A 20,142-nucleotide genomic window follows, 5' to 3' on the forward strand; every position below is an offset into this window, starting at 1 on the left:
ACCACTACTCTCGGAGAAGCCCAGTGCAGGGCATGGAACGACCGGCGCGCAGCCGGGCAAGGGGAACGAACGAGATGACACAACTCTGGACACTTCACGGCGACGGCAAGAACGTCGAAGCGGATGCCGTGGTCAAGCCCGGTGAGCGACTCACCTGGCCCCGCATGATCGGTCTGGGCGGCCAGCACGTGGTGGCCATGTTCGGCGCGACGTTCCTCGTGCCGGTGCTCACCGGATTCCCGCCCGCGACGACTCTGCTCTTCTCCGGTATCGGCACCCTCCTGTTCCTCCTCATCACCAAGAACCGGCTTCCGAGCTATCTCGGTTCGTCGTTCGCCTTCATCGCGCCGATCACCGCCGCCGTCGCCAGCACGGGAATGGGCGGGGCCCTCTTCGGAATCCTCGCGGTCGGCGCCCTGCTCGCCCTCGTCGGCGTGGTCGTTCTGATCACCGGCATCGGCTGGATCAACGCCCTCATGCCGCCCGTCGTCTCGGGCGCCATCGTCGCTCTGATCGGCTTCAACCTGGCCCCCGCGGCCAAGAACAACTTCCAGATCGCGCCGCTGACGGCACTCATCACCCTGGCCGCGGTCATCTTCTCGACCGTGCTGTTCAAGGGCATGCTCGCCCGACTCTCGATCTTCATCGGTGTCGTCGTGGGCTACATCGCCGCGGTCATCGCTGGCGAGGTCGACTTCTCGAAGGTCGCCGACGCCGCCTGGGTCGGACTCCCCCAGTTCTCGCTGCCCGGCAATCCCTTCGCCGATTCCGCCCTCTGGGGCGTGCTCCCCGCCTTCCTGCCCGTCGTCCTGGTGCTGGTCGCTGAGAACGTGGGCCACATCCGCGGCGTCGCCCAGATGACCGAGTCACCCGAGGTGAACAAGCTCACGGGTCGCGCGCTGCTGGCCGACGGCCTCGCCACCGTGCTCGCCGGCTTCGGCGGAGGCTCGGGAACCACGACCTACGGCGAGAACATCGGTGTCATGGCCGCGACGCGCATCTACTCCACCGCCGCGTACTGGATCGCCGGCGCCGTCGCCATTCTGCTCGGGCTCTCGCCCAAGGTCGGCGCCATTATCAACACGATCCCCGCCGGTGTGCTGGGAGGCGTGACCACCGCGCTCTACGGCCTGATCGGCATCATCGGTGTGAAGATCTGGCTCGACAACAAGGTCGACTTCTCGAAGCCCGTCAACCAGTTCACCGCGGCGACCGCGCTGATCATCGGTATCGCGGACTTCACGATGAACGCGGGCTCGGTCACCTTCAACGGAATCGCTCTCGGCACGGTCGCCGCCATCGTCATCTACCACGCGATGACCGCGGTCGCACGTCTCCGCGGCACGGATGGCGGCAGGCGCGACGCCTGACGACCCGAGGGCCGGCCGGCTCACGCCGCGCCGATCACACCCAGGGAAGCGGAACGAACTCCACCTCGTCGCCCACCTCCGCGCCGCCGTCCGCGCAGAGCAGCACGCCGGATGCGTCGGCCAGACCGCGCAGCATCGCCGAGCCGGTGAAGCCGCTCGGCTGTGCACGACCGTCGACCAGTCGAAAGGGAACGAGCCGGGTCTCGCCGCGCCCGGCGGCTATCGGCGCGCCGAGCCGGATGCGCGACAGCTCGGGCATGCCTCGGCCTCCGAGTGCGGCCAGCGCCGGTGCCGCGAGCGTGAGCAGGCCCATCATCGCCGCGAGCGGATTGCCCGGCAGCCCGATCAGCAGCCGCCCATCGTCGAGTCGTGCCAGCAGACTCGGCCCGCCCGGCCGCATCGCCACTCCGTCGATCAGGATGCCGGCGCCGAGTCGATCGAGCGCCCCGCGCAGATGATCGGCAGACGAATCGCCCGTACCGCCCGTCGTGATGACGACGTCGCTCGTCGAGGCGTCAGCTAGCAGCGCGCCCACGAGTGCGTCCTGGTCGTCGCCGATTCTCGCCTGAGCGGCGACCTCACCTCCCAGCAGTTCGACGAACGCGGGCAGCTGGGGCCCGAAGCTGTCGCGCACCGTGCCCGGTGCGGGGATGCCGTGGGTCACCACTTCGTCGCCCGTGAACACGAGAGACACCCGCCCCCGCGCCAGCACCTCGACCTCGTCGACGCCGCACGCGGCAGCCACGGCGATGTGCGCAGGATTCAGGCGAGCCCCCGCTTCGATACCTACTTCCCCGCGGGCGAACTCCTCGCCCCGCGGCCGGATGTGTTGGCCCGCCCAGGGCGCGAGGGTCGACCGAAGCACAGGCCCTCCGGCATCCCCGCCGTCAGCCGCGACCTCTCCGACCTCGCTGCGCAGAACGGCCTCGGCGCCCGAGGGGATGAGCCCACCCGTCACGATCTCTCGCGCCTCGTTCGGCTCGAGAGCCGAGGCATCTCGCGCGGCCCCGCGCAGCACCCAGGGTCCGGGCCCGCGCACGGCCCAGCCATCCATCGCCGACGACGCGTAATGCGGCACGTCGCACAGGGCGAGCACCGGTTCGGCGAGCACGCGCCCGACCGCGTCACGAAGCGCCACCCTGGTCGCGGGCCGCGGATCTGCGGCACCGAAGGCCGCCTCGCGGGCCCGCGCCCACGGCATCCGGGGCGCGCCCGACGCAGCACTCATGCCGTAGGGCGCCGCGCGAGCTGCGAGGCCGCGTCGAACGCGCGCGCGGTGGCCTCGGCCTCATTCGCCCCGTCGAGGGCCGCGGCACGACCCGCCGCGTAGCCCACCAGATAGGTGGTCAGCGGAGCGGCCGGCCGCAGCACGGCATGTGCGGCGACACCGGCGAGAGCGAGCACCCTATCGATGTCGACGTCGAGTCCGGCGAGGTCGAGCTCGGCAGAGAGTGAGGCGGTCCAGCGTTCGAGCACCTCGAGCATCTCCGCCTTCTCTGCGTCCGACCTCGCGGGCTTCGCCGACGCCTCGGGCTGTGCGGTCGTGTCGTCACTCATGATCTACTCCTTGTCGCGAGGTGGGGCGGTGTCTCTGACGTCGGCAGGGCGTCGTCGGGCCGCTCGATTCCGAAGGCGGCGGCGTCGTTCCAGGTGTCGACGTCGCGGGTCGACTCGATCTCGTCGGGCAGCTCGATCAGGTCGAGCGACGAGATCAGCGCCCGCATAGACGCGCCGTCGAGGGTCGAGGATGCGCGCGCGGCGTCGACCGCCCCGGCCAGCGCAGAGCGGGTGTACATCGCCGCGAGCGGCTGCCGCATTCCCGCGGCGTCGACCACGACGGCGCCGTCGACGCCGTCGACGCCGTCGACGCCGTCGACGCCGTCGACGCCGTCGCCACCGCCGAGCAGATGCCCCGCGCCGACGAGCCGCGACACCGCGTCGGCGACCCGCGGCATATCGCAGGCGAACACCAGCACCTGATCACCGCGCGGATCGTCGAAATGTTCGAGCGCGTGCATTCCTGCCGCGACGGCGGCGGCAGGCCCCCCGAACGGCGGATCCTCGCGCGCCATCAGGACCCGAGCATCCGACACCGGCGCATCCGGGCCGACGACGACCACGCGGCGCGTCCCGGCCTTGAGAACCGCATCGACCGTGTTCTGCAGCAGCGTCGAGCCTCGCCACTCCAACCGCGCTTTGGGCACGCCGAAGAGACGGGAGGACTTTCCGCCCGCGAGGACGATCGCGTCGAGCAGCATGCAGCCAGCCTACGACCGGGCATCGACCCGACGATCCTCTGCCAGGCCCCGGCCAGCCCTGTCGGCAGCGGAGAATCGGTGATAAGCCTGACTGTATGGGCAGAATCACCGTACGTCGTCGCGTCACCCGCCTCACGGTCGGGGGCAGCAAGAGGGTGCGTGAAGACGTGCTCGCCGCCGAGGAGCCGCTCGAGATCAGGGTGGGCGGCCAGTCGCTCGCGATCACGATGCGCACCCCGGGCAACGACATCGACCTGGCGGCGGGCTTTCTCGTCTCCGAGGGCGTGATCTCGAGTGGAGAGCACTTCGCCGCCGCCCGCTACTGCGCGGGCACAGACGACGACGGCATGAACACCTACAACGTGCTCGACGTCACGCTCGCGCCGGGCGTCGCCCCGCCCGATCCGAGTCTGCAGCGCAACTTCTTCACCACGAGTTCGTGCGGGCTCTGCGGCAAGGCGTCGATCGACGCCGTGCGCACGACCTCGGCGTACACGAGCGAGTCGGATGCCCTCCGCATCGAGGCATCGTTGCTCACGACGTTCCCCGATCGGCTTCGCGAGCAGCAGGACGTGTTCGACAAGACCGGCGGACTGCACGCCGCAGCGCTCTTCGACGGCACGACCGGCGAGCTGCTCGTGCTGCGCGAAGACGTGGGTCGACACAACGCGGTCGACAAGGTGATCGGCTGGGCGACGCGCGAGAACCTCCTGCCGTTGCGCGGAACCGTGCTCATGGTCTCCGGCCGCGCGAGCTTCGAGCTGATGCAGAAGGCCTCCATGGCCGGCATCCCGATGCTCGCCGCGGTCTCGGCACCGTCGTCTCTCGCCGCGGAACTCGCGAGCGAACTCGGCATCACGCTCGTCGGCTTCCTCCGCGGCGATTCCATGGTCATCTACTCCCGCGCCGAGCGCATCCTCGAATCCGACCTCCCCCCTGTCGAGAACGTCCCCAGTGAAAGCATCGGTGTCGCATGACCACCATCCCGCCCCGCGAAGACGACAGCCAGCTCGAGGTCGGAGAACGCGAGACGTGGGCCGTCGGAGTGCCCGGCATCGTGCACTCGATGGTGCCCGCGATCGAGGGCATGGGCGTGGCCCGCACGGCGAAGCTGATGCTCGGCCTCAACCAGAAAGACGGCTACGACTGCCCGAGTTGCGCCTGGCCAGACCCCGACCGCCGAAAGGCTGCCGAGTTCTGCGAGAACGGCGCCAAGGCGGTCACGTGGGAGGCCACTCCCATCGCGGTTCCGCGCAGTTTCTGGGGGCAGCACTCCATCGACGACCTGCTGACCCGCAGCGAGCACTGGCTCGGAATGCAGGGGCGACTCGTCGAGCCCGTCTACAAGCCGGCGGGCAAGAACCACTACGAGCCGGTGAGCTGGGAGAAGGCGTTCGCGATCATCGCCGAGCGTCTGAACGAGCTGGACTCCCCCGACGAGGCGGCCTTCTACACGAGCGGCCGCACCGCCAATGAGACGGCCTTCGCCTATCAGCTCTTCGTGCGTGCGTTCGGCACGAACAACCTGCCCGACTGCTCCAACATGTGCCACGAGTCCACCGGTACCGCCATGGGCGAGACCCTCGGCGTGGGCAAGTCCACAATCGCCTACGACGATTTCGAAGACACCGACCTGATCATCGTGATGGGCCAGAACCCGGGCACGAACCACCCGCGCATGCTCACTGCTCTCGAAGACGCCAAGCGCAAGGGCGCCAAGATCGTCGCGATCAATCCGCTGCCCGAGGCGGGACTCATGCGTTACAAGAACCCGCAGCGGCCGCGCGGCATCGTCGGTCACGGCACGAAGATCGCCGACCAGTTCGTGCACATCCGGCTCGGCGGCGACATGGCGCTGATGCAGGCCCTCTCGAAGCGGGTTCTGGATGCCGAACGCAAGGCACCGGGAACGGTTCTGGACCACGAATTCCTGGCGGAGCACTGCTCCGGTCTCGAGGAGTTCATGGCGCACATCGAGAACCTCGACGAGGCCGAGGTCCTCGAGGCGACCGGCCTCACGGCATCAGACATCGACGAACTGGCCGAGCGCTACATCAAAGCCGACCGCGTGATCATCACGTGGGCCATGGGCATCACACAGCAGAAGAAGGCCGTCGGCACGATCAAAGAGATCGTGAACCTGCTGCTGCTTCGCGGCAACATGGGCAAGCCGGGTGCGGGGGCGTCGCCCATCCGGGGTCACAGCAACGTGCAGGGTGACCGCACGATGGGCATCTGGGAGAAGATGCCGGATGCGTTCATGAACGCGCTGCAGGCGGAGTTCGGCTTCGACCCGCCCCGCAAGCACGGCCTCGACGCGGTCAATTCCATGAAGGCGATGGCCCGTGGCGACATCAAGGTGTGGTTTGCGATGGGCGGCAACCTCGTGGCCGCCATCTCAGACAGCCAGGTAGCCGAGAAAGCGATGCGGGGTACCCGGCTCACGGTTCAGGTCTCGACCAAGCTCAACCGTTCGCACGCGGTGATCGGCGAGGAGGCTCTCATCCTTCCCACGAAGGGGCGCACCGAGCTCGATCGGCAGGCGTCGGGTCTGCAGTTCGTGAGCGTCGAAGACACGGTCTGCGCCGTGCACGCGTCGAACGGCAAGGTCGATCCGATCTCGAACCACGTCTTGTCTGAGATCGCGATCGTGACCCGACTCGCGCGTGCCGTTCTCGGAGAAGACTCGCCCATCGACTGGGCCGGTTTCGAGGCGAACTACGATCTGATCCGCGACCACATCGCCAACGTCGTTCCCGGCTTCGAGAACTTCAACGAGCGCATCCGCAATATCAACGGGTTCGTGCTGCCGAATGGGCCGCGAGACAGCCGCACCTTCGACACGCTCACGGGCAGGGCGATGATCACGGTGAACCATCTCGAACCGGTCGTGCGACCGGAGGGCACTCTGCTGTTGCAGACGCTGCGCGCCCACGACCAGTACAACACCACGATCTACAGCCTCAACGATCGCTACCGCGGAATCAAGAAGGGCCGCAGCGTGGTGTTCGTGAACCCGCTCGACCTCGACGAGCTCGGCCTGGAAGACGGACAGCTCGTCGACGTGTTCAGCGACTGGAACGACGGCATCGAGCGCGTTCTGCGCTCGTATCGGGTCGTGTCGTATCCGAGCGCCAGAGGATGCGCGGCGGCGTACTACCCCGAGGCCAACGTGCTGGTGCCGCTCGACTCGGTGACCGACGAGAGCAACACCCCGGTCTCGAAGGCCGTCGTGGTGCGCCTCGTTCCAGCGGCCCAGCCCGCGCTGGTCGAGTGAACCGGACCGTTCCCTGAGCTTGTCGAAGGGGCTGCCCTTCGACAAGCTCAGGGAACGGCGACGTCTTACAGGCCGAAGGCCGCGCCCGCCTTGGCGAGCGGCTTCGTGCCGCCCTCAGCCGTGAGGCCGGTCCACACGTCTTCGCCGTCGACGTGGGTGGATGCGACGGCGCCCTTCGCGAGGGCCGCGGCGACGCGCTCGGCGTGGCTCGGCGGGTTGCTCGGAACGTGCGCCGGACGGGCCGCCTCGTTGATGGTGCGGAGCGCGGGAACGATGTCCTCGGCGAGGATGTCGATCTGCTCGAGCACCGTCTTCAGCGGCAGGCCGGCGTGGTCGATGAGGAACAGCTGGCGCTGGTAGTCGCCCACGTGCTCGCGCATCGTGGCGTAGCGGTCGATGACCTCCTGCGGCGATCCCACGGTGAGCGGGGTCTGCGCGGTGAAGTCCTCCATCGACGGGCCGTGTCCGTAGACGGGCGCGTTGTCGAAGTACGGGCGGAACTCGTCTTTCGCGGCCTGCGAGTTCTTGCGGGCGAAGAACTGCCCGCCGAGACCGACGATCGCCTGGTCGGCGCGGCCGTGGCCGTAGTTCTCGTAACGGCTGCGGTAGAGCTTGACCATCTGCTCGGTGTGCTGGATCGGCCAGAAGATGTTGTTGTGGAAGAAGCCGTCGCCGTAATACGCGGCCTGCTCGGCGATCTGCGGCGTGCGGATCGATCCGTGCCAGACGAACGGGGCGACTCCGTCGAGGGGGCGAGGCGTCGAGGTGAAGCCCTGCAGCGGCGTGCGGAAGTTGCCCGCCCAGTCGACCACGTCTTCCTCCCAGAGGCGGCGAAGCAGCGCGTAGTTCTCTGTCGCGAGCTCGAGGCCCTTGCGGATGTCCTTGCCGAACCAGGGGTAGACCGGGCCGGTGTTGCCACGGCCCATCATGAGGTCCATACGGCCGTCGCTGATGACCTGGAGCATCGCATAGTCTTCGGCGATCTTCACGGGGTCGTTTGTGGTGATGAGCGTGGTCGCCGTGGAGAGCACGATGTTCTTTGTGGTGCCGGCCAGATAGCCGAGCATCGTCGTGGGCGACGATGTCATGAACGGCGGATTGTGGTGCTCACCGGCGGCGAAGACGTCGAGCCCGGCCTGGTCGGCATGCTCGGCGATGGCGATCATGGCCTTGGTGCGCTCGGTGTCGCTGGGGGTCTTCCCGGTGGTCGGGTCCGTCGTGACGTCTCCGACGCTGAAGATTCCGAACTGCATGTTCACTCACTCCTAAACTTTTCTATGCGTTTGCATATATGTGAGTGAGAACGTGGGGTGGGGCGGGGTTATTCCCGCCCCACCTCAGCTACGCCGCGTCGAGGTAGCCGTTCGGGTTGAGCACGTACTTCGTGGCCGCCCCCGCGTCGAACTCCGCGTAGCCGCGCGGCGCGTCGTCGAGCGTGATCGCCTTGGCGTTGACGTTCTTGGCGATGTGCACGCGGTCGTGCAGGATCGCCTGCATGAGGCCGTAGTTGTACTTCATCACGGGGCACTGACCCGTGGTGAACGACAGCGACTTGGCCCATCCGGTGCCGAGGCTCAGGCTGAGCGAGCCCTTCTGCGCCGCCTCGTCGACCCCGCCCGGGTCACCCGTGACGTAGAGCCCCGGAATACCCAGCGCACCTCCGGCCGCGGTCACATCCATCAGCGAGTTCAGCACCGTCGCAGGAGCCTCACCGCCGCCGTGCCCTCTGGCCTCGAAGCCAACGGCGTCGACGCCGCAGTCGACCTCGGGAACGCCGAGGATCTGCTCGATCTGGTCGACGAGCTCGCCGGCACCCAGGTTGACCGTCTCGCATCCGAAGCTGCGCGCCTGCGCCAGGCGATCGTCGTTGAAGTCGCCCACGATCACCGCCGCCGCCCCGAGAAGCAGCGCACTCGTCGCCGCCGCGAGGCCGACGGGGCCGGCCCCGGCGACGTACACGGTCGAGCCCACTCCGACGCCGGCCGTGACCGCGCCGTGGAATCCGGTCGGGAAGATATCGGACAGCATCGTCAGATCCATGATCTTCTCGAGGGCCTGGTCGCGATCGGGGAACTTCAGCAGGTTCCAGTCGGCGTACGGAACGAGGACGAACTCGGCCTGGCCGCCGACCCATCCGCCCATGTCGACGTAGCCGTAGGCGCTGCCGGGTCGATCGGGATTCACATTGAGGCAGATGCCCGTCTTGCGCTCCTTGCAGTTGCGACAGCGACCGCAGGCGATGTTGAAGGGAACGCTCACGATGTCGCCGACCTTGATGAACTCGACCCCGGGGCCGACCTCGACGACCTCGCCGGTGATCTCGTGGCCGAGAACGAGATTCACGGGAGCGGTCGTGCGGCCTCGAACCATGTGCTGATCGGAGCCGCAGATGTTGGTGGCGATCGTTCTGATGATCGCCCCGTGCGGCACCTTGCGTCCGACGTTCGCGGGGTTCACCCCGGGGCCGTCCTTCAGCTCGAAGACGGGATAGTCGATGTCGATGACCTCGACTTCGCCCGGTCCTTTGTATGCGACTGCTCTGTTTGATGCCATGCGGATCTCCTTTGATCGTGTGCCCCGAAACGAGGGACATCGCTAGTGTGAGTCTATGTCGCACACATGGAATTCAGCAGGAAACTCCTCGATTCGGATCCTCCTCATACGGCACGCCGAGTCCACTGCGAACGAGTCGGGCATCCTGTCGACGACGCAGCCCGGCCCCGACCTCACCGCCCGCGGCCGCGAGCAGGCCGAAGCGCTGCCCGACGCCCTGCGCGACGTGCGTCTCGACGGCCTCTACGCATCCACCCTGCGTCGAACCCAACTCACGGCGGAGCCCCTCTCTCGCGCGACGGGCCTGCCCGTCTCGGTGATCGAGGGCATCCACGAGATCGAAGCGGGCGACCTCGAAGACCGCGCCGACCTCGAGGCGATGTCTGCTTACGCGCAGCCGTTCCGGGTCTGGGCGCAGGGCGACTTCACGGCGGCCGTTCCCGGCGGCTTCAGTGGCGACCACTTCTTCGAGCGCTTCGACCGTGGCATCGCCGAGATCTGGCAGGCGCACCAGACCCCGTCGAGCGATCGGCCGGATGGCGACACGGTCGCGATCGTCGACCACGACGCCGCCATCCGCGTGTGGGTGGCCGGCCGGGCCGACAACCTCGGGCCGGACTTCACCTCGACGCACGGCCTGGACAATACGGGGATCGTGGTGCTGACCGGCAGCCCCGCCGCCGGATGGCACGTCGAGACCTGGCAGGGCGAGCCGGTCGCGTAGCCCCGGTCAGTAGCCCAGGCCGGCCAGGGTAGCCTCGGCCGCGCGGGAGATCAGAGCGTTGTCGTAGTCGGCGTCTTCGGTGGGACGGTTCGACATCACCACGAGCACGATCGGTGAACCGCTCGGAGGCCACAGGACCGCGATGTCGTTGCGCGTGCCGTACGCCCCGGCACCCGACTTGTCGGCGACCGCCCACCCGGCGTCGAGACCCGCGGTGATCAACTCGGCACCGGTGGCATTGCCGGTCATCCAATCGATGAGCTGCGCCTGCTGGGCCGCACCCAACGCATCGGTGGTGAGCAGCGTCGCGAGATCGAGCGCGAACGCGCGCGGGGTGGTCGTGTCCCGCAGATCTCCCGGAATGGCGCTGTTGAGCTCCGTCTCGACGCGGTCGGAGCTGGTGGTGGTATCGCCGAGCTCGCGCAGAGCCTGGGTGAACCCCTCCGGCCCGCCCAGACGCTCGAGCATGATGTTGCCCGCGGTGTTATCACTGAACCGCACGGCGGCCTCGGCCACCGCGCGCAGCGTCATGCCGTCGGCGACGTTCTCTTCGGTGACAGGAGAATTGGGCAGCAGCTCGCTCGAGTCATAGCTGACGATCTCGTCGAGCTCGTCGTCGGGCACCGTCTTCAGCAGGATGCCGGCCGCGAGCGCCTTGAATGTCGACGCATACGCGAACCTCTCGTCGGCCCGGTACGCGACCTCGGCTCGGGTCTGCGGGTCGAGTGCGTAGACGCCGATGCGGGCATCGAACTCCTGCTCGAGCTGCGCGAAAGCGGGGGCAGGGTCACTCGGAATCGTCGGAGTCGGGGAGGCCGCGGGCGCCGACGTCGCCTGCGGGGCGGCCGGAACCTGCGGCGCCGCACACCCGCCCAGGAGAACGAGAACGGTCGCCCCAGCCGCGACGACAAGGCCACCCGATCGGATGCGACGCGCAAGGCGAGAGCTCATTCTCATTCATCGAGTGTGCCAGCCCTGCCGCGAGCTGTCACATGGGGCTTGCGCCCGGCACCTACCGAGGCGTCAGCCTGAACGCCGGAATGAGGCGCGACCCCGCCTTCACCTGATAGTCGGCGAACCCCGGAGCGGCGGCTACGACCTGAGCCCACGCGGCGTCACGGTCGTCGCCGCGCAGCTCGCGAGCCGTGACCTCGACCACGCCCTGCGGGGTCTCGATCGTGAGGTCGGGATCGTGGACCAGATTGAAGTACCACGCCGGATTGTCGGGCGCCCCGGCCTTCGAGGCGTAGATGAGCCAGGAGTCCTCGTCGCGGAGTGCCATCGTCGGCACCACTCTCTCCTCGCCGGTACGCGCACCCCGCGTGTGCAGCAAGATCAGCTTGTCGCCGAACCCGGCGGTCTCGACGTGGCCGCCGTTGGCGCGGAACTCCTCGATGATCTGGTCGTTGAAGCTGCTCATGCTCCTATTCTGCGACAGAGAGCGACGGTGGCAGAAGCACCTCGACGCCGTTCTCGCGAAGCGCCTCGCCGAGCCCCGCCGGCGGGGCGGCGTCTGTGACCAGATAGTCGACGCTGGCCAGATCGGCCACCTGCGCGAAGAGTCGACGATCGAACTTCGTGGAGTCGGCGAGGATGGCGACCTTCGTGGCGCGGGAGATCATCTCGCTCATCATGAGAGCCTCGGCCAGATTGCTCGTGGAGAACCCGCTCTCGGCAGACACCGCGCCCACCGAGATGAGGGCGAGATCGCAGTGAAGGTCGAGGTCGTTCCCCGAATCCGAGAACTGGAACCCGATCGGGCCGATCGTGGCCTGCCCGCTCAGCCTCACGGCTCCGCCGAACACATAGAGGTCTCGGCACACCTTGGGAGAGATCTCGGTCGGAATACGCAGATTGTTGGTCGCGATCGTCAGCTCGCGGTGGTCTTCGAGATGCCTCACCACCGAGAGCGTCGTCGTTCCGGCGTTGATCATGACGACCGAGCCGTTCTCGACGAGGCCGGCAGCCACGGCTCCGATCTTCTCCTTCGCCGACCGTTGCAGCCGAAGCCGCACATCGAGCTTCTTCTCGGTCGACGGCATCACCGCGATACTCACGGCCCCGCCGTGCGTTCGCACGAGAAATCCGTCAGCGTCGAGCTGATCGAGATCTCTCCGGATCGTATCGGCCGAGACGCCGAATCGGGAGGCCAACGCAGACACCGTGACCTCGCCCACCTCGGTGACGTACGCGGCGAGATCCGCCTTGCGTCCGGCCGGCAGCCGAAGAGGTTGATCGTCGCCGTCTGGGGAATAGGAGGAGTCGGCCACGTCTGATTTGTAGCAGAACACCGCAGAAATCTGCAAGCCGCTGCCCGACGGCGAGACATTTGTGCTTAGCGCTATCAGAATCCCGCACAAGAACGCAATCAAATGCGGTTACTTGCGTTAAACCCAGCATAGGACTACTGTCACAACGATAAGGCGCACAAAAGCGCACTCAACAGCACGATCCCGCATCTCATAGGAGAGACATGAGCAAAGAAGCTCGTTTTAGAAGAGGCGTCACCACAGCCGTGGCCGCCGCCGCGGCCCTCACCCTCATCACCGGCTGCTCGTCCGGCGCCGGAAGCGACGCCTCCACCTCCGGCGGCGATGTCACCATCGAGCTCGCCCAGTGGTGGGAACCCGAGCTGCCCGACGGCGCGCTGCGCACGCTGATGGACACCTTCGAGTCGGAGAACCCTGGCATCAAGGTCAAGCTCCTCAGCGGCCCCTATGCCTCGACGAAAGAACAGCTCTTCGCCGGTGCGGCGGCGGGCACGATGTCCGACGTCGTCGGCCTCGACGGCGCATGGGTCAGCGACTTCGCCAAGCAGGGCGCACTCGCCGACCTCAGCACCCTGATGAAAGACGCCAAGTACGACGACAGCGAACTCGCCAGCACCATCAAGGTCGACGGCAAGACCCAGATGATCCCGGTGGTCAACTTCGTCTACCCGCTCTTCACGAACGACGATCTGCTGGCGAAGGCCGGCATCACCACGCCACCGTCGACCCGCACCGAATTCGAGACCGCGGCGAAAGCCGTGACGGCGCTCGGCGACAACACGAGCGGATGGGTCTTGCCGCTCTCGAGCGAGGCGCCCAACGGCATCCAGAACGACGTCATGTCGTGGGTCTGGTCGTCGGGCGGAACCATGCTGGACGACGGCAAGCCCGACGTGACCAACAAAGACGTCACCGGAGCCGTGAAGTACATCAAGGATCTGAACGACGCCGGAGTCATCGCACCCGGATCGGCCACGATGAAGGAACAGGACAAGGTCGAGGAGTTCACCAACGGTCGCGTCGGCATGATGATCGACTCTCTGTCGCACATCGACCTGATCCGCACGTCGAACCCCGACCTCAAGTTCAGCATCTCCGCCATTCCCGCGAAAGACGGCTTCACCGGCGAACGCGGCATCCCCTACGCGTCGTGGGGTGTGGGCGTGTCCGCCAGCAGCAAGCACCCGGCGGAGTCGTGGAAGCTCGTGCAGTTCCTCATGAACGAGAAGACGAACTCCGAGCTGTCGACCCTCGCGAACGCCTTCCCCGGCAACACGAAGAGCGTGCCCGACTTCACGTCGAGCGACCCGCTGTTCAAGCAGGCCTTCGACATCTACTCCGAGGGCAAGCCCGCCAACGAGTTCGTCGGACTGCCCGTCGCGGAGCAGCTGATGCGTCTCTTCGACGAGCAGCTGCAGGCGATTCTGCAGGGAGACGAGTCGGTCGACGACGGCCTCAAGAAGGCTCAGGATGCGTGGGTCGGGGAGTTCTAGCCTCCCCGCTTCACAACCACCCGTCGATTGACGGCCGCGCCGCGGACCCCTCTTAGAGGGAGACCCCGCGGCGCGGCCACCCCTCACAGAAAGGCTTCTGCAGTGGCCTCGACCAACACCGTCGTCAGACCTGGCAGCACGAAGAGCCGCACCTCCGGGTGGGCCCCCACCGCACGCAAGCTGACCCCCTACGCATTCCTCTCGCCGACCGTCATCGTGATGCTCGTGCTCATGCTCATTCCGGTGATCATGGTCATCGGGTACTCGTTCATGGACAACGTGATCACGAACAAGAACCCAGTGTTCGTCGGTATCGACAACTACGTCGAGGTGCTGAGCGACCCTGTCTTCCGCACCGCGACCGGCAACACCCTCTTCTTCACGCTGGTCAGCGTCGCAGCGCACCTGCTGCTGGGTCTCGGCTTCGCCATGCTGCTGAACTCGCCGCTCGTCGGCAACGTCACCAAGGCGCTCTTCCGAGTCGTCTACATCTTGCCGTGGCTGTTCACGGTGGCCATCATCGCGGTGCTCTGGCGCCTGATGCTGAACCCGAATGGGGTCGTCAACTACATCCTCATCTCCCTCGGCCTGACCGACAAGGGCATCGAGTGGCTGTCGTCTCCCGACACAGCGCTGCTCGCCGTGACGTTCATCAACATCTGGGCCGGCTACTCGTTCTACATGGTCACCCTGCTGGCCGGCCTGCAGGGCGTGCCCGCAGATCTGTACGAGGCGGCCCGGGTCGACGGCGCATCCGCATTTCAGCGTTTCTGGAACGTGACCCTGCCGCAGCTCAAACCGATCATCATCAGCATGAGCGTGCTCGACATCATCTGGACCTCGCAGCAGTTCGCCCTCATCTGGATGACCACCGGCGGAGGCCCCGTGAACGTCACGGAGATGCTCAGCACCTACACCTACAAGCTCGCCTTCAGCCGCTACGAGTTCTCCGTCGCCTCCGCGAGCGCCGTGCTCATCCTTCTCCTCACCATGGTGCTCGCGTTCTTCTACGTGCGTCACCAGAAAGCGCGTGACTGACATGACGACATTCGCCCAGAAACAGAGCCCCGCCGTTCGAACGACACCGGATGGCGCACGACGCTCGCCCGCGCAGAAGCCGCGGCGCCGGCCGAAGGATCGACTCGCGAAAGTCGTCATCATCCTGCTGCTGCTGACCGGCGCGGCGTTCGCCGCCTTCCCGATCATCTGGATGGCCTCGAGCTCGTTCAAGCCGAACACCGAGATCTTCGCCTACCCGCCGCAGCTGATCACCTCGAACTTCTCGTTCGACGCGTACATCACGATCCTCACCGATCCCACGAAGGTGCGCTTCTTCATCAACAGCTACGTCGTGTCGCTGGCCGTCACGGCACTCACCCTGCTCGTGGCCATCCTCGCCTCGTACGCATTCAGCCGATACGAGTTCAAGGGCAAGCGCCCGATCAACATGATCATCGTGAGCATCCAGGCCGTTCCGCCCATCACGCTGCTGATCCCGTTCTTCGGCCTCATGGTGGTGCTCGGTCTCTACAACACCTATCAGGGCCTGATCCTCACCTATCTGGTGTTCACGCTTCCCTACGCGATCATCATGATGACCGGCTACTTCAACACTCTGCCGAAGGAGCTCGACGAGGCGGCCCGCATGGACGGGGCCGGACCGCTCACCGTGCTCTGGCGCATCCTCGTGCCGATCTCGATTCCCGGCATCGTCTCTGTCGGTGTCTACACGTTCATGATCGCGTGGAACGAGTATCTGTTCGCCCTCACTCTGACCCGCACCGAGGACATGCGCACGGTGCCCATCGGCATCCAGCTGCTCATGGGCCAGAACTCCTACGAGTGGAACGAAATGATGGCGATGAGCATCCTCGGCTGCATCCCCGTGCTCATTCTCTTCCTCTTCTTCCAGCGCTACTTCATCGGCGGCATGACCGCCGGCGCCGTCAAGAGTTGACCCCCTTCTTTCCGACCTTCCGCACCACAACACAAGGAGAAAACCCATAATGCTCGTTTCCGGAAAAGACCTTCTCGACGTCGCCAACGCGAACAACTTCGCGGTGCCGGCCTTCAACGTCAGCGACTACGCCATGATGAACGGCCTCTTCGAGATCAGCGAAGAGAAGCAGTCGCCGCTGCTCATCGCCATCCACCCCGACGAGTTGAGCCACATCGGCACCGACGTGCTGCACGCGATCATCGCTCGGGCGAACCGCTCGAGCGTTCCGGTGACCATCCACCTCGACCACGGCGCGAGCTACGAGCAGGTGCTGCTCGCGATCCAGAGCGGCTTCACCTCGGTGATGATCGACGGCTCGATGCTGCCGTTCGACGAGAACATCGCCATCACGAAGCGGGTCGTCGACACCGCACACGCCGTGGGGGTCTCGGTCGAGGGAGAACTCGGCACCATCGGCAAGACAGACAACGAGGCCGAAGACGGGGCCGCATCCATCATCTACACCGAGCCCGACGAGGCCGTGACGTTCGTCGAGGCCACCGGAGTCGACAGCCTGGCCATCGCCATCGGCACCAGCCACGGCATCTACCCGGCGAGCATGAAGCCCGAACTCAAGCTCGAGCTGCTCAAGCGCATCAAGGCGAAGGTCAACATCCCCCTCGTTCTGCACGGCGGATCGAACAACCCCGACAACGAGATCGGCGAGTCCGTGAAGCTCGGAGTCAACAAGATCAACATCTCATCCGACATCAAGGCGAGTTACCACAACAAGATGCGCGAGGTGCTGGCCGACGCGAGCGTGCGCGAGCCGAACACCATTCAGCCCCCGTCGATCGCCGCCATGAAAGAGACCGCCGCCCAGAAGATCGATCTGTTCGGCGCGGCCGGAAAGGCCACACTGTACTGATCGACGACCCCACCCGTCAGCCAAGGAATGCGACGACACGATGAATGAGAAGCTCGTACTGGGCCTCGGCGGAACCGTGGACTACGAGATCGTCTGGGACTCTCGGGTGATCGACGACCTGGTCATCGAGTACGCCATCCAGCCCTCCGAGCTCTCTCGCCTCATCGCGATCCGCAGCGAACGCGATCTGGTGATCGCCCTGCTGGCATTCGTGAAAGACGGTGCGGGAGGAGAGAGATTCGTCTCCTACTCCCGCATCGTCGAGCAGTTCGCCGCCCGTTTCGACAAACGCATCACCCTCGGCGGAACGGGCGTGCGGGCGGCCTACGCGATGGAGGCCGTGGGAGTCACGTGCACGCTGCACCTCGTCAGCATCGACGACAACGTGCGCAGACTCCTCCCCCGCGGTTCGGCATACATCTCGAGCGCCGAGCGCGACACGCTCGACCCCCACCTCATCGTGCAGTTCGTCGAGGGCAGCCGCGTGCGCATCGGCGAGCTCGAACTCCGCTCACCCCACGCGAACCGCGTGATCTTCGCCAACGATCCTCCGAATGCCGAGCTCGTGCTCAGCGCCGATCTCGGGGCGAGCCTCGAACGGGCCGAGCTGTTCATGATCTCGGGGTTCAACAGCATGCAGAGCGAGGAGTCGCTGGTGCGGCGGCTCGACGACATGCGTCGACACTTGACCCGGCTGCCGGCCGACGCGCTGGTGTTCTACGAAGACTCCGGCTTCCACGTGCCCGCGCTCAGTCGTCATGTGCGCGAGGCCCTGCTCGATCGCATCGACGTCTACAGCATGAACGAAGACGAGATGCAGGCCTATGTCGGCAGGCCTCTCGACCTGCTCGACGTCGACGTGATGGCTGCGGCGCTCGGCGAACTCCACGAGCTCATTCCCGCCGCTGTGCTGGTCGTGCACACGAAGTTCTGGTCGCTCGCGCTGGGCGAGCGCGCCGCCGACTACGAGGATGCGCTTCGCGGTGCGATCCAGATGGCCAGCACACGCTATGTGCGCGGCGACGGCTTCACCGAGCGCAACTACGAGCAGACGGGACTCCTGCCGGTCAATCCGTTGGGCGCCGACTTCGCCCTCGGCATCCAGGCACGGCTCGGAGCCGAGGTCTGCTGTGTGCCCGCTTTTCTGCTCACGGTCGCGCGGCCCACCACCATCGGCCTGGGCGACACGTTCGTCGGCGGCTTCATCGCGGCGATCGCCCGCCGCGCCCAGCCCCCCAGCACCTAGCCGCGCAGCGCCTCGAGCACCTTCACGCGCGCACCTGTACGCAGCAGCGAGTTGGCGTAGATCTTCGATCCGAAGAGCACGACCAGCACGGTCGTCGCGAGAATGACCACGAGCGACAGCAGCGGCTCCCACCACTCGGCCGTTCCCAGATAGATGCGCATAGGCATGCCGATCGGGGCCGAGAACGGCACGTACGACATGATCGTGAGCACCAGATCGTTGTCCCACGCGAACACGATCAAGAAGTACGGGATCATCACGAGCATCATCACCGGCGTGGTCACCGATCCGATGTCCTCCTGACGCGAGACCAGCGCCGCGGCCGACGCGAACATCGCGGCCAGCAGCACGAAGCCCACGGCGAAGAACACCACGAACCAGACGATCGCCGACCCCAGGTCGCCGAGCAGCGCATCCTGCCCGGTGACCATCAGCCCCACGATGGCCGCCGCGGCGATCAGCACGATCTGACCGAACGCGAGGATCGTGTTGCCGATCACTTTGCCCGCCAGCAGCGCGCGAGCCGAGATGGCCGACATCAGGATCTCGACCACCCGGGTCGACTTCTCTTCGACGACGCTCTGCGCGATGGTCGTTCCGAACAGGGTCGCGGCCATGAAGAACACGATTCCGAAGCCGAGCCCCACGAGGTAGGCGAGCCCGGAGTTCTGGTCGGCAGGCTCGAGCAGCGTGACCTCGGGGCTGGCGCTGAGCAGTTGAACGAGGTCGCCGGGCGCCTCGTCGAGGGCCAGAACCCGGATGCCCGTGGGCCCGTCGCCCGGAACGATCGCGGCGGCGACATCCCCGTCGCGCACGAGCTGCTCGGCGTCGGCGACGCTGCCAGCCTCCGTGATCTCGAGCGACGGCACCTGCGCGAACGGTCGGGAGTCGCCGACCACGGCCACGCGGGTCGTCTCGTTCGAGGCCGATGCGCCGACGATGCTGCCGGCGACGATCGAGGCGATGACCGCGAGCAGCAGGATCACGGACGAGATGATGAAGGCCTTGCTGCGCAGGCGCATCCGCACCTCGCGGTCGGCGACGAGCGCGGCGCTCTGAGCGAAGGTGTTGGCTCTCGTGTCGGCGATGATCATTTCACGACCTCCGTGAAGATCTCGGTGAGCGATCGATGTCTCGGCGCGAAGCTCGCGACCGGACCCAGCTGCAGCGCCCGCCGCAGCACTCCCTGCGCGACCTCGTCATCGTCGGCCTCGAAGAGCGCATAGCCGCCGTCGAAGTCGAGAACGGTGACACCCGGCATCTCCCGCACCCACGCGGCGTCGGATGCGACGAGCAGCTCGAACTGACGCACCGCGTTGTCGTCGTGCAGCTTCTGCTTCGATCCACTCGCCCTGATGCGGCCGTTCGCGATCACGACGACGTCGTCGCAGAGCCGCTCGACGACGTCGAGCTGGTGAGACGAGAACAGCACGGGCGCGCCCTGCTTCGCGACGTCGTGCAGCACGCCGAGCACCGTCTCGACGGCCATCGGGTCGAGACCGGAGAAGGGCTCGTCGAGGATGAGCACCTCGGGCGAGTGCACGAGCGCGGCGGCGATCTGCGCGCGCTGCTGGTTTCCGAGCGACAGGCTCTCGACGGTGTCGTCGCGGCGCTCGGCCAGTTCGAGCCGTTCGAGCAGATCGGTGGTGCTCGCCTCGGCGTCGCGCCGAGAGACACCGTGCAGGCGGGCCAGGTAGACGAGCTGTTCGGCGACCTTCATCTTGGCGTAGAGCCCGCGCTCCTCGGGCATGTATCCGAAACGGCGGCGATCGGCCGGCCCCAGAACCGAGCCGCCCAGGCGCACGACTCCCGAGTCGGCGCTGAGCACGCCCAGGATGATGCGCATGGTCGTGGTCTTGCCGGCCCCGTTGCCGCCCACGAAACCGGTGAGCCGGCCGTCGCCGACCTCGAAGCTCACCTCGTCGAGGGCGGTGCGGTCGCCGTATCGCTTGGTGACACCGTCGATCTGCAGCATGGAGGATCCTTCCGTCGCCTCAACGCTATGCACGCGTCCACGAGGCCACATCCCCCGCGAGGCGGGCGCGTGTGCTCGCGCCTCCGACCCGTTCTCCTCCCCGAGGTGG

General features: G+C 66.5%; 19 protein-coding genes. 9 read left to right on the forward strand and 10 right to left on the reverse strand.

Annotated elements, in window-relative coordinates; genetic code table 11:
- Positions 1–74: 74 nt before the first annotated feature.
- Positions 75–1,370, forward strand: coding sequence for a uracil-xanthine permease family protein (locus ASE64_RS09405; protein ID WP_055779189.1), 1,296 nt, complete (start codon positions 75–77; stop codon positions 1,368–1,370).
- 34 nt (positions 1,371–1,404) lie between these two features.
- Here the strand turns inward: ASE64_RS09405 and ASE64_RS09410 are convergent, their stop codons facing one another.
- The 3 genes from ASE64_RS09410 to mobA are packed head-to-tail and all read right to left on the reverse strand — an operon-like array spanning position 1,405 to position 3,628.
- Positions 1,405–2,598 (reverse strand): molybdopterin molybdotransferase MoeA, encoded by a 1,194-nt coding sequence (locus ASE64_RS09410; protein WP_082466047.1) that lies wholly within the window; start codon positions 2,596–2,598, stop codon positions 1,405–1,407.
- The gene (locus ASE64_RS09415) at positions 2,595–2,927 is read right to left on the reverse strand and encodes a DUF6457 domain-containing protein (RefSeq protein ID WP_235480553.1); all 333 of its coding nucleotides are present in this window, start codon (positions 2,925–2,927) and stop codon (positions 2,595–2,597) included. The genes ASE64_RS09410 and ASE64_RS09415 overlap by 4 nt, the downstream gene beginning before the upstream one ends.
- Positions 2,924–3,628 carry a molybdenum cofactor guanylyltransferase gene (mobA, locus tag ASE64_RS09420; RefSeq protein WP_055779195.1) on the reverse strand — a complete coding sequence of 235 codons (705 nt, stop codon included), beginning with the start codon at positions 3,626–3,628 and terminating at the stop codon, positions 2,924–2,926. Before mobA ends, ASE64_RS09415 begins: the two co-directional genes overlap by 4 nt.
- A gap of 95 nt (positions 3,629–3,723) precedes the next feature.
- Here mobA and fdhD point away from each other — a divergent pair, with 95 nt between their 5' ends.
- On the forward strand, positions 3,724–4,605 hold the full coding sequence (fdhD, locus tag ASE64_RS09425; RefSeq protein WP_055779198.1) for a formate dehydrogenase accessory sulfurtransferase FdhD: 882 nt from the start codon (positions 3,724–3,726) through the stop codon (positions 4,603–4,605).
- Positions 4,602–6,905 carry an FdhF/YdeP family oxidoreductase gene (locus ASE64_RS09430; RefSeq protein ID WP_055779200.1) on the forward strand — a complete coding sequence of 768 codons (2,304 nt, stop codon included), beginning with the start codon at positions 4,602–4,604 and terminating at the stop codon, positions 6,903–6,905. The genes fdhD and ASE64_RS09430 overlap by 4 nt, the downstream gene beginning before the upstream one ends.
- Before the next feature lie 65 nt (positions 6,906–6,970).
- On the opposite strand, the gene ASE64_RS09435 is transcribed toward ASE64_RS09430, so the two are convergent.
- Together ASE64_RS09435 and fdhA are read right to left on the reverse strand one after the other, a co-directional pair.
- Positions 6,971–8,158, reverse strand: a complete 1,188-nt coding sequence (locus ASE64_RS09435) for an LLM class flavin-dependent oxidoreductase (protein WP_055779909.1) — start codon at positions 8,156–8,158, stop codon at positions 6,971–6,973.
- Positions 8,159–8,246: 88 nt separating this feature from the next.
- Positions 8,247–9,458: a formaldehyde dehydrogenase, glutathione-independent gene (fdhA, locus tag ASE64_RS09440; RefSeq protein ID WP_055779203.1), complete on the reverse strand. Its 1,212-nt coding sequence runs from the start codon at positions 9,456–9,458 to the stop codon at positions 8,247–8,249.
- A 55-nt stretch (positions 9,459–9,513) separates the two neighbouring features.
- Here fdhA and ASE64_RS09445 point away from each other — a divergent pair, with 55 nt between their 5' ends.
- Positions 9,514–10,182 (forward strand): histidine phosphatase family protein, encoded by a 669-nt coding sequence (locus tag ASE64_RS09445; protein WP_235480554.1) that lies wholly within the window; start codon positions 9,514–9,516, stop codon positions 10,180–10,182.
- Positions 10,183–10,188: 6 nt separating this feature from the next.
- On the opposite strand, the gene bla is transcribed toward ASE64_RS09445, so the two are convergent.
- The 3 genes from bla to ASE64_RS09460 form a co-directional block, all read right to left on the reverse strand.
- Positions 10,189–11,133 (reverse strand): class A beta-lactamase, encoded by a 945-nt coding sequence (gene bla, locus ASE64_RS09450; protein ID WP_200920172.1) that lies wholly within the window; start codon positions 11,131–11,133, stop codon positions 10,189–10,191.
- 61 nt (positions 11,134–11,194) lie between these two features.
- Entirely contained in the window at positions 11,195–11,602 is a 408-nt protein-coding gene (locus tag ASE64_RS09455; protein WP_055779209.1) for a nitroreductase/quinone reductase family protein, read from the reverse strand.
- A gap of 4 nt (positions 11,603–11,606) precedes the next feature.
- Positions 11,607–12,452 carry a DeoR/GlpR family DNA-binding transcription regulator gene (locus tag ASE64_RS09460; RefSeq protein ID WP_055779914.1) on the reverse strand — a complete coding sequence of 282 codons (846 nt, stop codon included), beginning with the start codon at positions 12,450–12,452 and terminating at the stop codon, positions 11,607–11,609.
- Positions 12,453–12,655: 203 nt separating this feature from the next.
- Between ASE64_RS09460 and ASE64_RS09465 the strand changes: the two genes are divergently transcribed.
- The 5 genes from ASE64_RS09465 to ASE64_RS09485 all read left to right on the forward strand — a co-directional run bounded on the left by ASE64_RS09465 (position 12,656) and on the right by ASE64_RS09485 (position 18,058).
- Positions 12,656–13,945 (forward strand): ABC transporter substrate-binding protein, encoded by a 1,290-nt coding sequence (locus ASE64_RS09465; RefSeq protein ID WP_055779211.1) that lies wholly within the window; start codon positions 12,656–12,658, stop codon positions 13,943–13,945.
- 102 nt (positions 13,946–14,047) lie between these two features.
- On the forward strand, positions 14,048–14,983 hold the full coding sequence (locus ASE64_RS09470; protein WP_235480555.1) for a carbohydrate ABC transporter permease: 936 nt from the start codon (positions 14,048–14,050) through the stop codon (positions 14,981–14,983).
- 1 nt (position 14,984) lies between these two features.
- Positions 14,985–15,902: a carbohydrate ABC transporter permease gene (locus ASE64_RS09475; protein ID WP_082466049.1), complete on the forward strand. Its 918-nt coding sequence runs from the start codon at positions 14,985–14,987 to the stop codon at positions 15,900–15,902.
- A gap of 49 nt (positions 15,903–15,951) precedes the next feature.
- Complete coding sequence (locus ASE64_RS09480; RefSeq protein WP_055779214.1) at positions 15,952–16,812, forward strand: ketose-bisphosphate aldolase; 861 nt, start codon at positions 15,952–15,954, stop codon at positions 16,810–16,812.
- Between the two features lie 40 nt (positions 16,813–16,852).
- Entirely contained in the window at positions 16,853–18,058 is a 1,206-nt protein-coding gene (locus tag ASE64_RS09485; protein ID WP_055779217.1) for an ADP-dependent glucokinase/phosphofructokinase, read from the forward strand.
- Here ASE64_RS09485 and ASE64_RS09490 read toward each other — a convergent pair.
- Positions 18,055–19,152 carry an ABC transporter permease gene (locus ASE64_RS09490; RefSeq protein ID WP_055779220.1) on the reverse strand — a complete coding sequence of 366 codons (1,098 nt, stop codon included), beginning with the start codon at positions 19,150–19,152 and terminating at the stop codon, positions 18,055–18,057. The two genes, ASE64_RS09485 and ASE64_RS09490, sit on opposite strands and share 4 nt — an antisense overlap.
- A complete protein-coding gene (locus ASE64_RS09495) occupies positions 19,149–20,033 on the reverse strand; it encodes an ABC transporter ATP-binding protein (RefSeq protein WP_055779222.1) in 885 nt (294 codons plus the stop codon). Before ASE64_RS09495 ends, ASE64_RS09490 begins: the two co-directional genes overlap by 4 nt.
- Between the last annotated feature and the right edge of the window lie 109 nt (positions 20,034–20,142).

Origin of the sequence: Agreia sp. Leaf210, from assembly GCF_001421485.1 — a bacterium.
Classification (GTDB): Bacteria; Actinomycetota; Actinomycetes; order Actinomycetales; family Microbacteriaceae; genus Agreia.

What these genes read in the sequence shown, in the direction of transcription:
- ASE64_RS09465 (WP_055779211.1), top strand. Translation starts at nt 12,656, where the DNA reads ATGAGCAAAGAAGCTCGTTTTAGAAGAGGCGTCACCACAGCCGTGGCC.
- ASE64_RS09455 (WP_055779209.1), bottom strand. Translation starts at nt 11,602, where the DNA reads ATGAGCAGCTTCAACGACCAGATCATCGAGGAGTTCCGCGCCAACGGC.
- ASE64_RS09430 (WP_055779200.1), top strand. Translation starts at nt 4,602, where the DNA reads ATGACCACCATCCCGCCCCGCGAAGACGACAGCCAGCTCGAGGTCGGA.
- ASE64_RS09480 (WP_055779214.1), top strand. Translation starts at nt 15,952, where the DNA reads ATGCTCGTTTCCGGAAAAGACCTTCTCGACGTCGCCAACGCGAACAAC.
- ASE64_RS09490 (WP_055779220.1), bottom strand. Translation starts at nt 19,152, where the DNA reads ATGATCATCGCCGACACGAGAGCCAACACCTTCGCTCAGAGCGCCGCG.
- ASE64_RS09410 (WP_082466047.1), bottom strand. Translation starts at nt 2,598, where the DNA reads ATGAGTGCTGCGTCGGGCGCGCCCCGGATGCCGTGGGCGCGGGCCCGC.
- ASE64_RS09495 (WP_055779222.1), bottom strand. Translation starts at nt 20,033, where the DNA reads ATGCTGCAGATCGACGGTGTCACCAAGCGATACGGCGACCGCACCGCC.
- ASE64_RS09445 (WP_235480554.1), top strand. Translation starts at nt 9,514, where the DNA reads ATGTCGCACACATGGAATTCAGCAGGAAACTCCTCGATTCGGATCCTC.
- ASE64_RS09405 (WP_055779189.1), top strand. Translation starts at nt 75, where the DNA reads ATGACACAACTCTGGACACTTCACGGCGACGGCAAGAACGTCGAAGCG.
- ASE64_RS09415 (WP_235480553.1), bottom strand. Translation starts at nt 2,927, where the DNA reads ATGAGTGACGACACGACCGCACAGCCCGAGGCGTCGGCGAAGCCCGCG.
- mobA (WP_055779195.1), bottom strand. Translation starts at nt 3,628, where the DNA reads ATGCTGCTCGACGCGATCGTCCTCGCGGGCGGAAAGTCCTCCCGTCTC.
- ASE64_RS09475 (WP_082466049.1), top strand. Translation starts at nt 14,985, where the DNA reads ATGACGACATTCGCCCAGAAACAGAGCCCCGCCGTTCGAACGACACCG.
- fdhA (WP_055779203.1), bottom strand. Translation starts at nt 9,458, where the DNA reads ATGGCATCAAACAGAGCAGTCGCATACAAAGGACCGGGCGAAGTCGAG.
- bla (WP_200920172.1), bottom strand. Translation starts at nt 11,133, where the DNA reads ATGAGCTCTCGCCTTGCGCGTCGCATCCGATCGGGTGGCCTTGTCGTC.
- ASE64_RS09485 (WP_055779217.1), top strand. Translation starts at nt 16,853, where the DNA reads ATGAATGAGAAGCTCGTACTGGGCCTCGGCGGAACCGTGGACTACGAG.
- fdhD (WP_055779198.1), top strand. Translation starts at nt 3,724, where the DNA reads ATGGGCAGAATCACCGTACGTCGTCGCGTCACCCGCCTCACGGTCGGG.
- ASE64_RS09435 (WP_055779909.1), bottom strand. Translation starts at nt 8,158, where the DNA reads ATGCAGTTCGGAATCTTCAGCGTCGGAGACGTCACGACGGACCCGACC.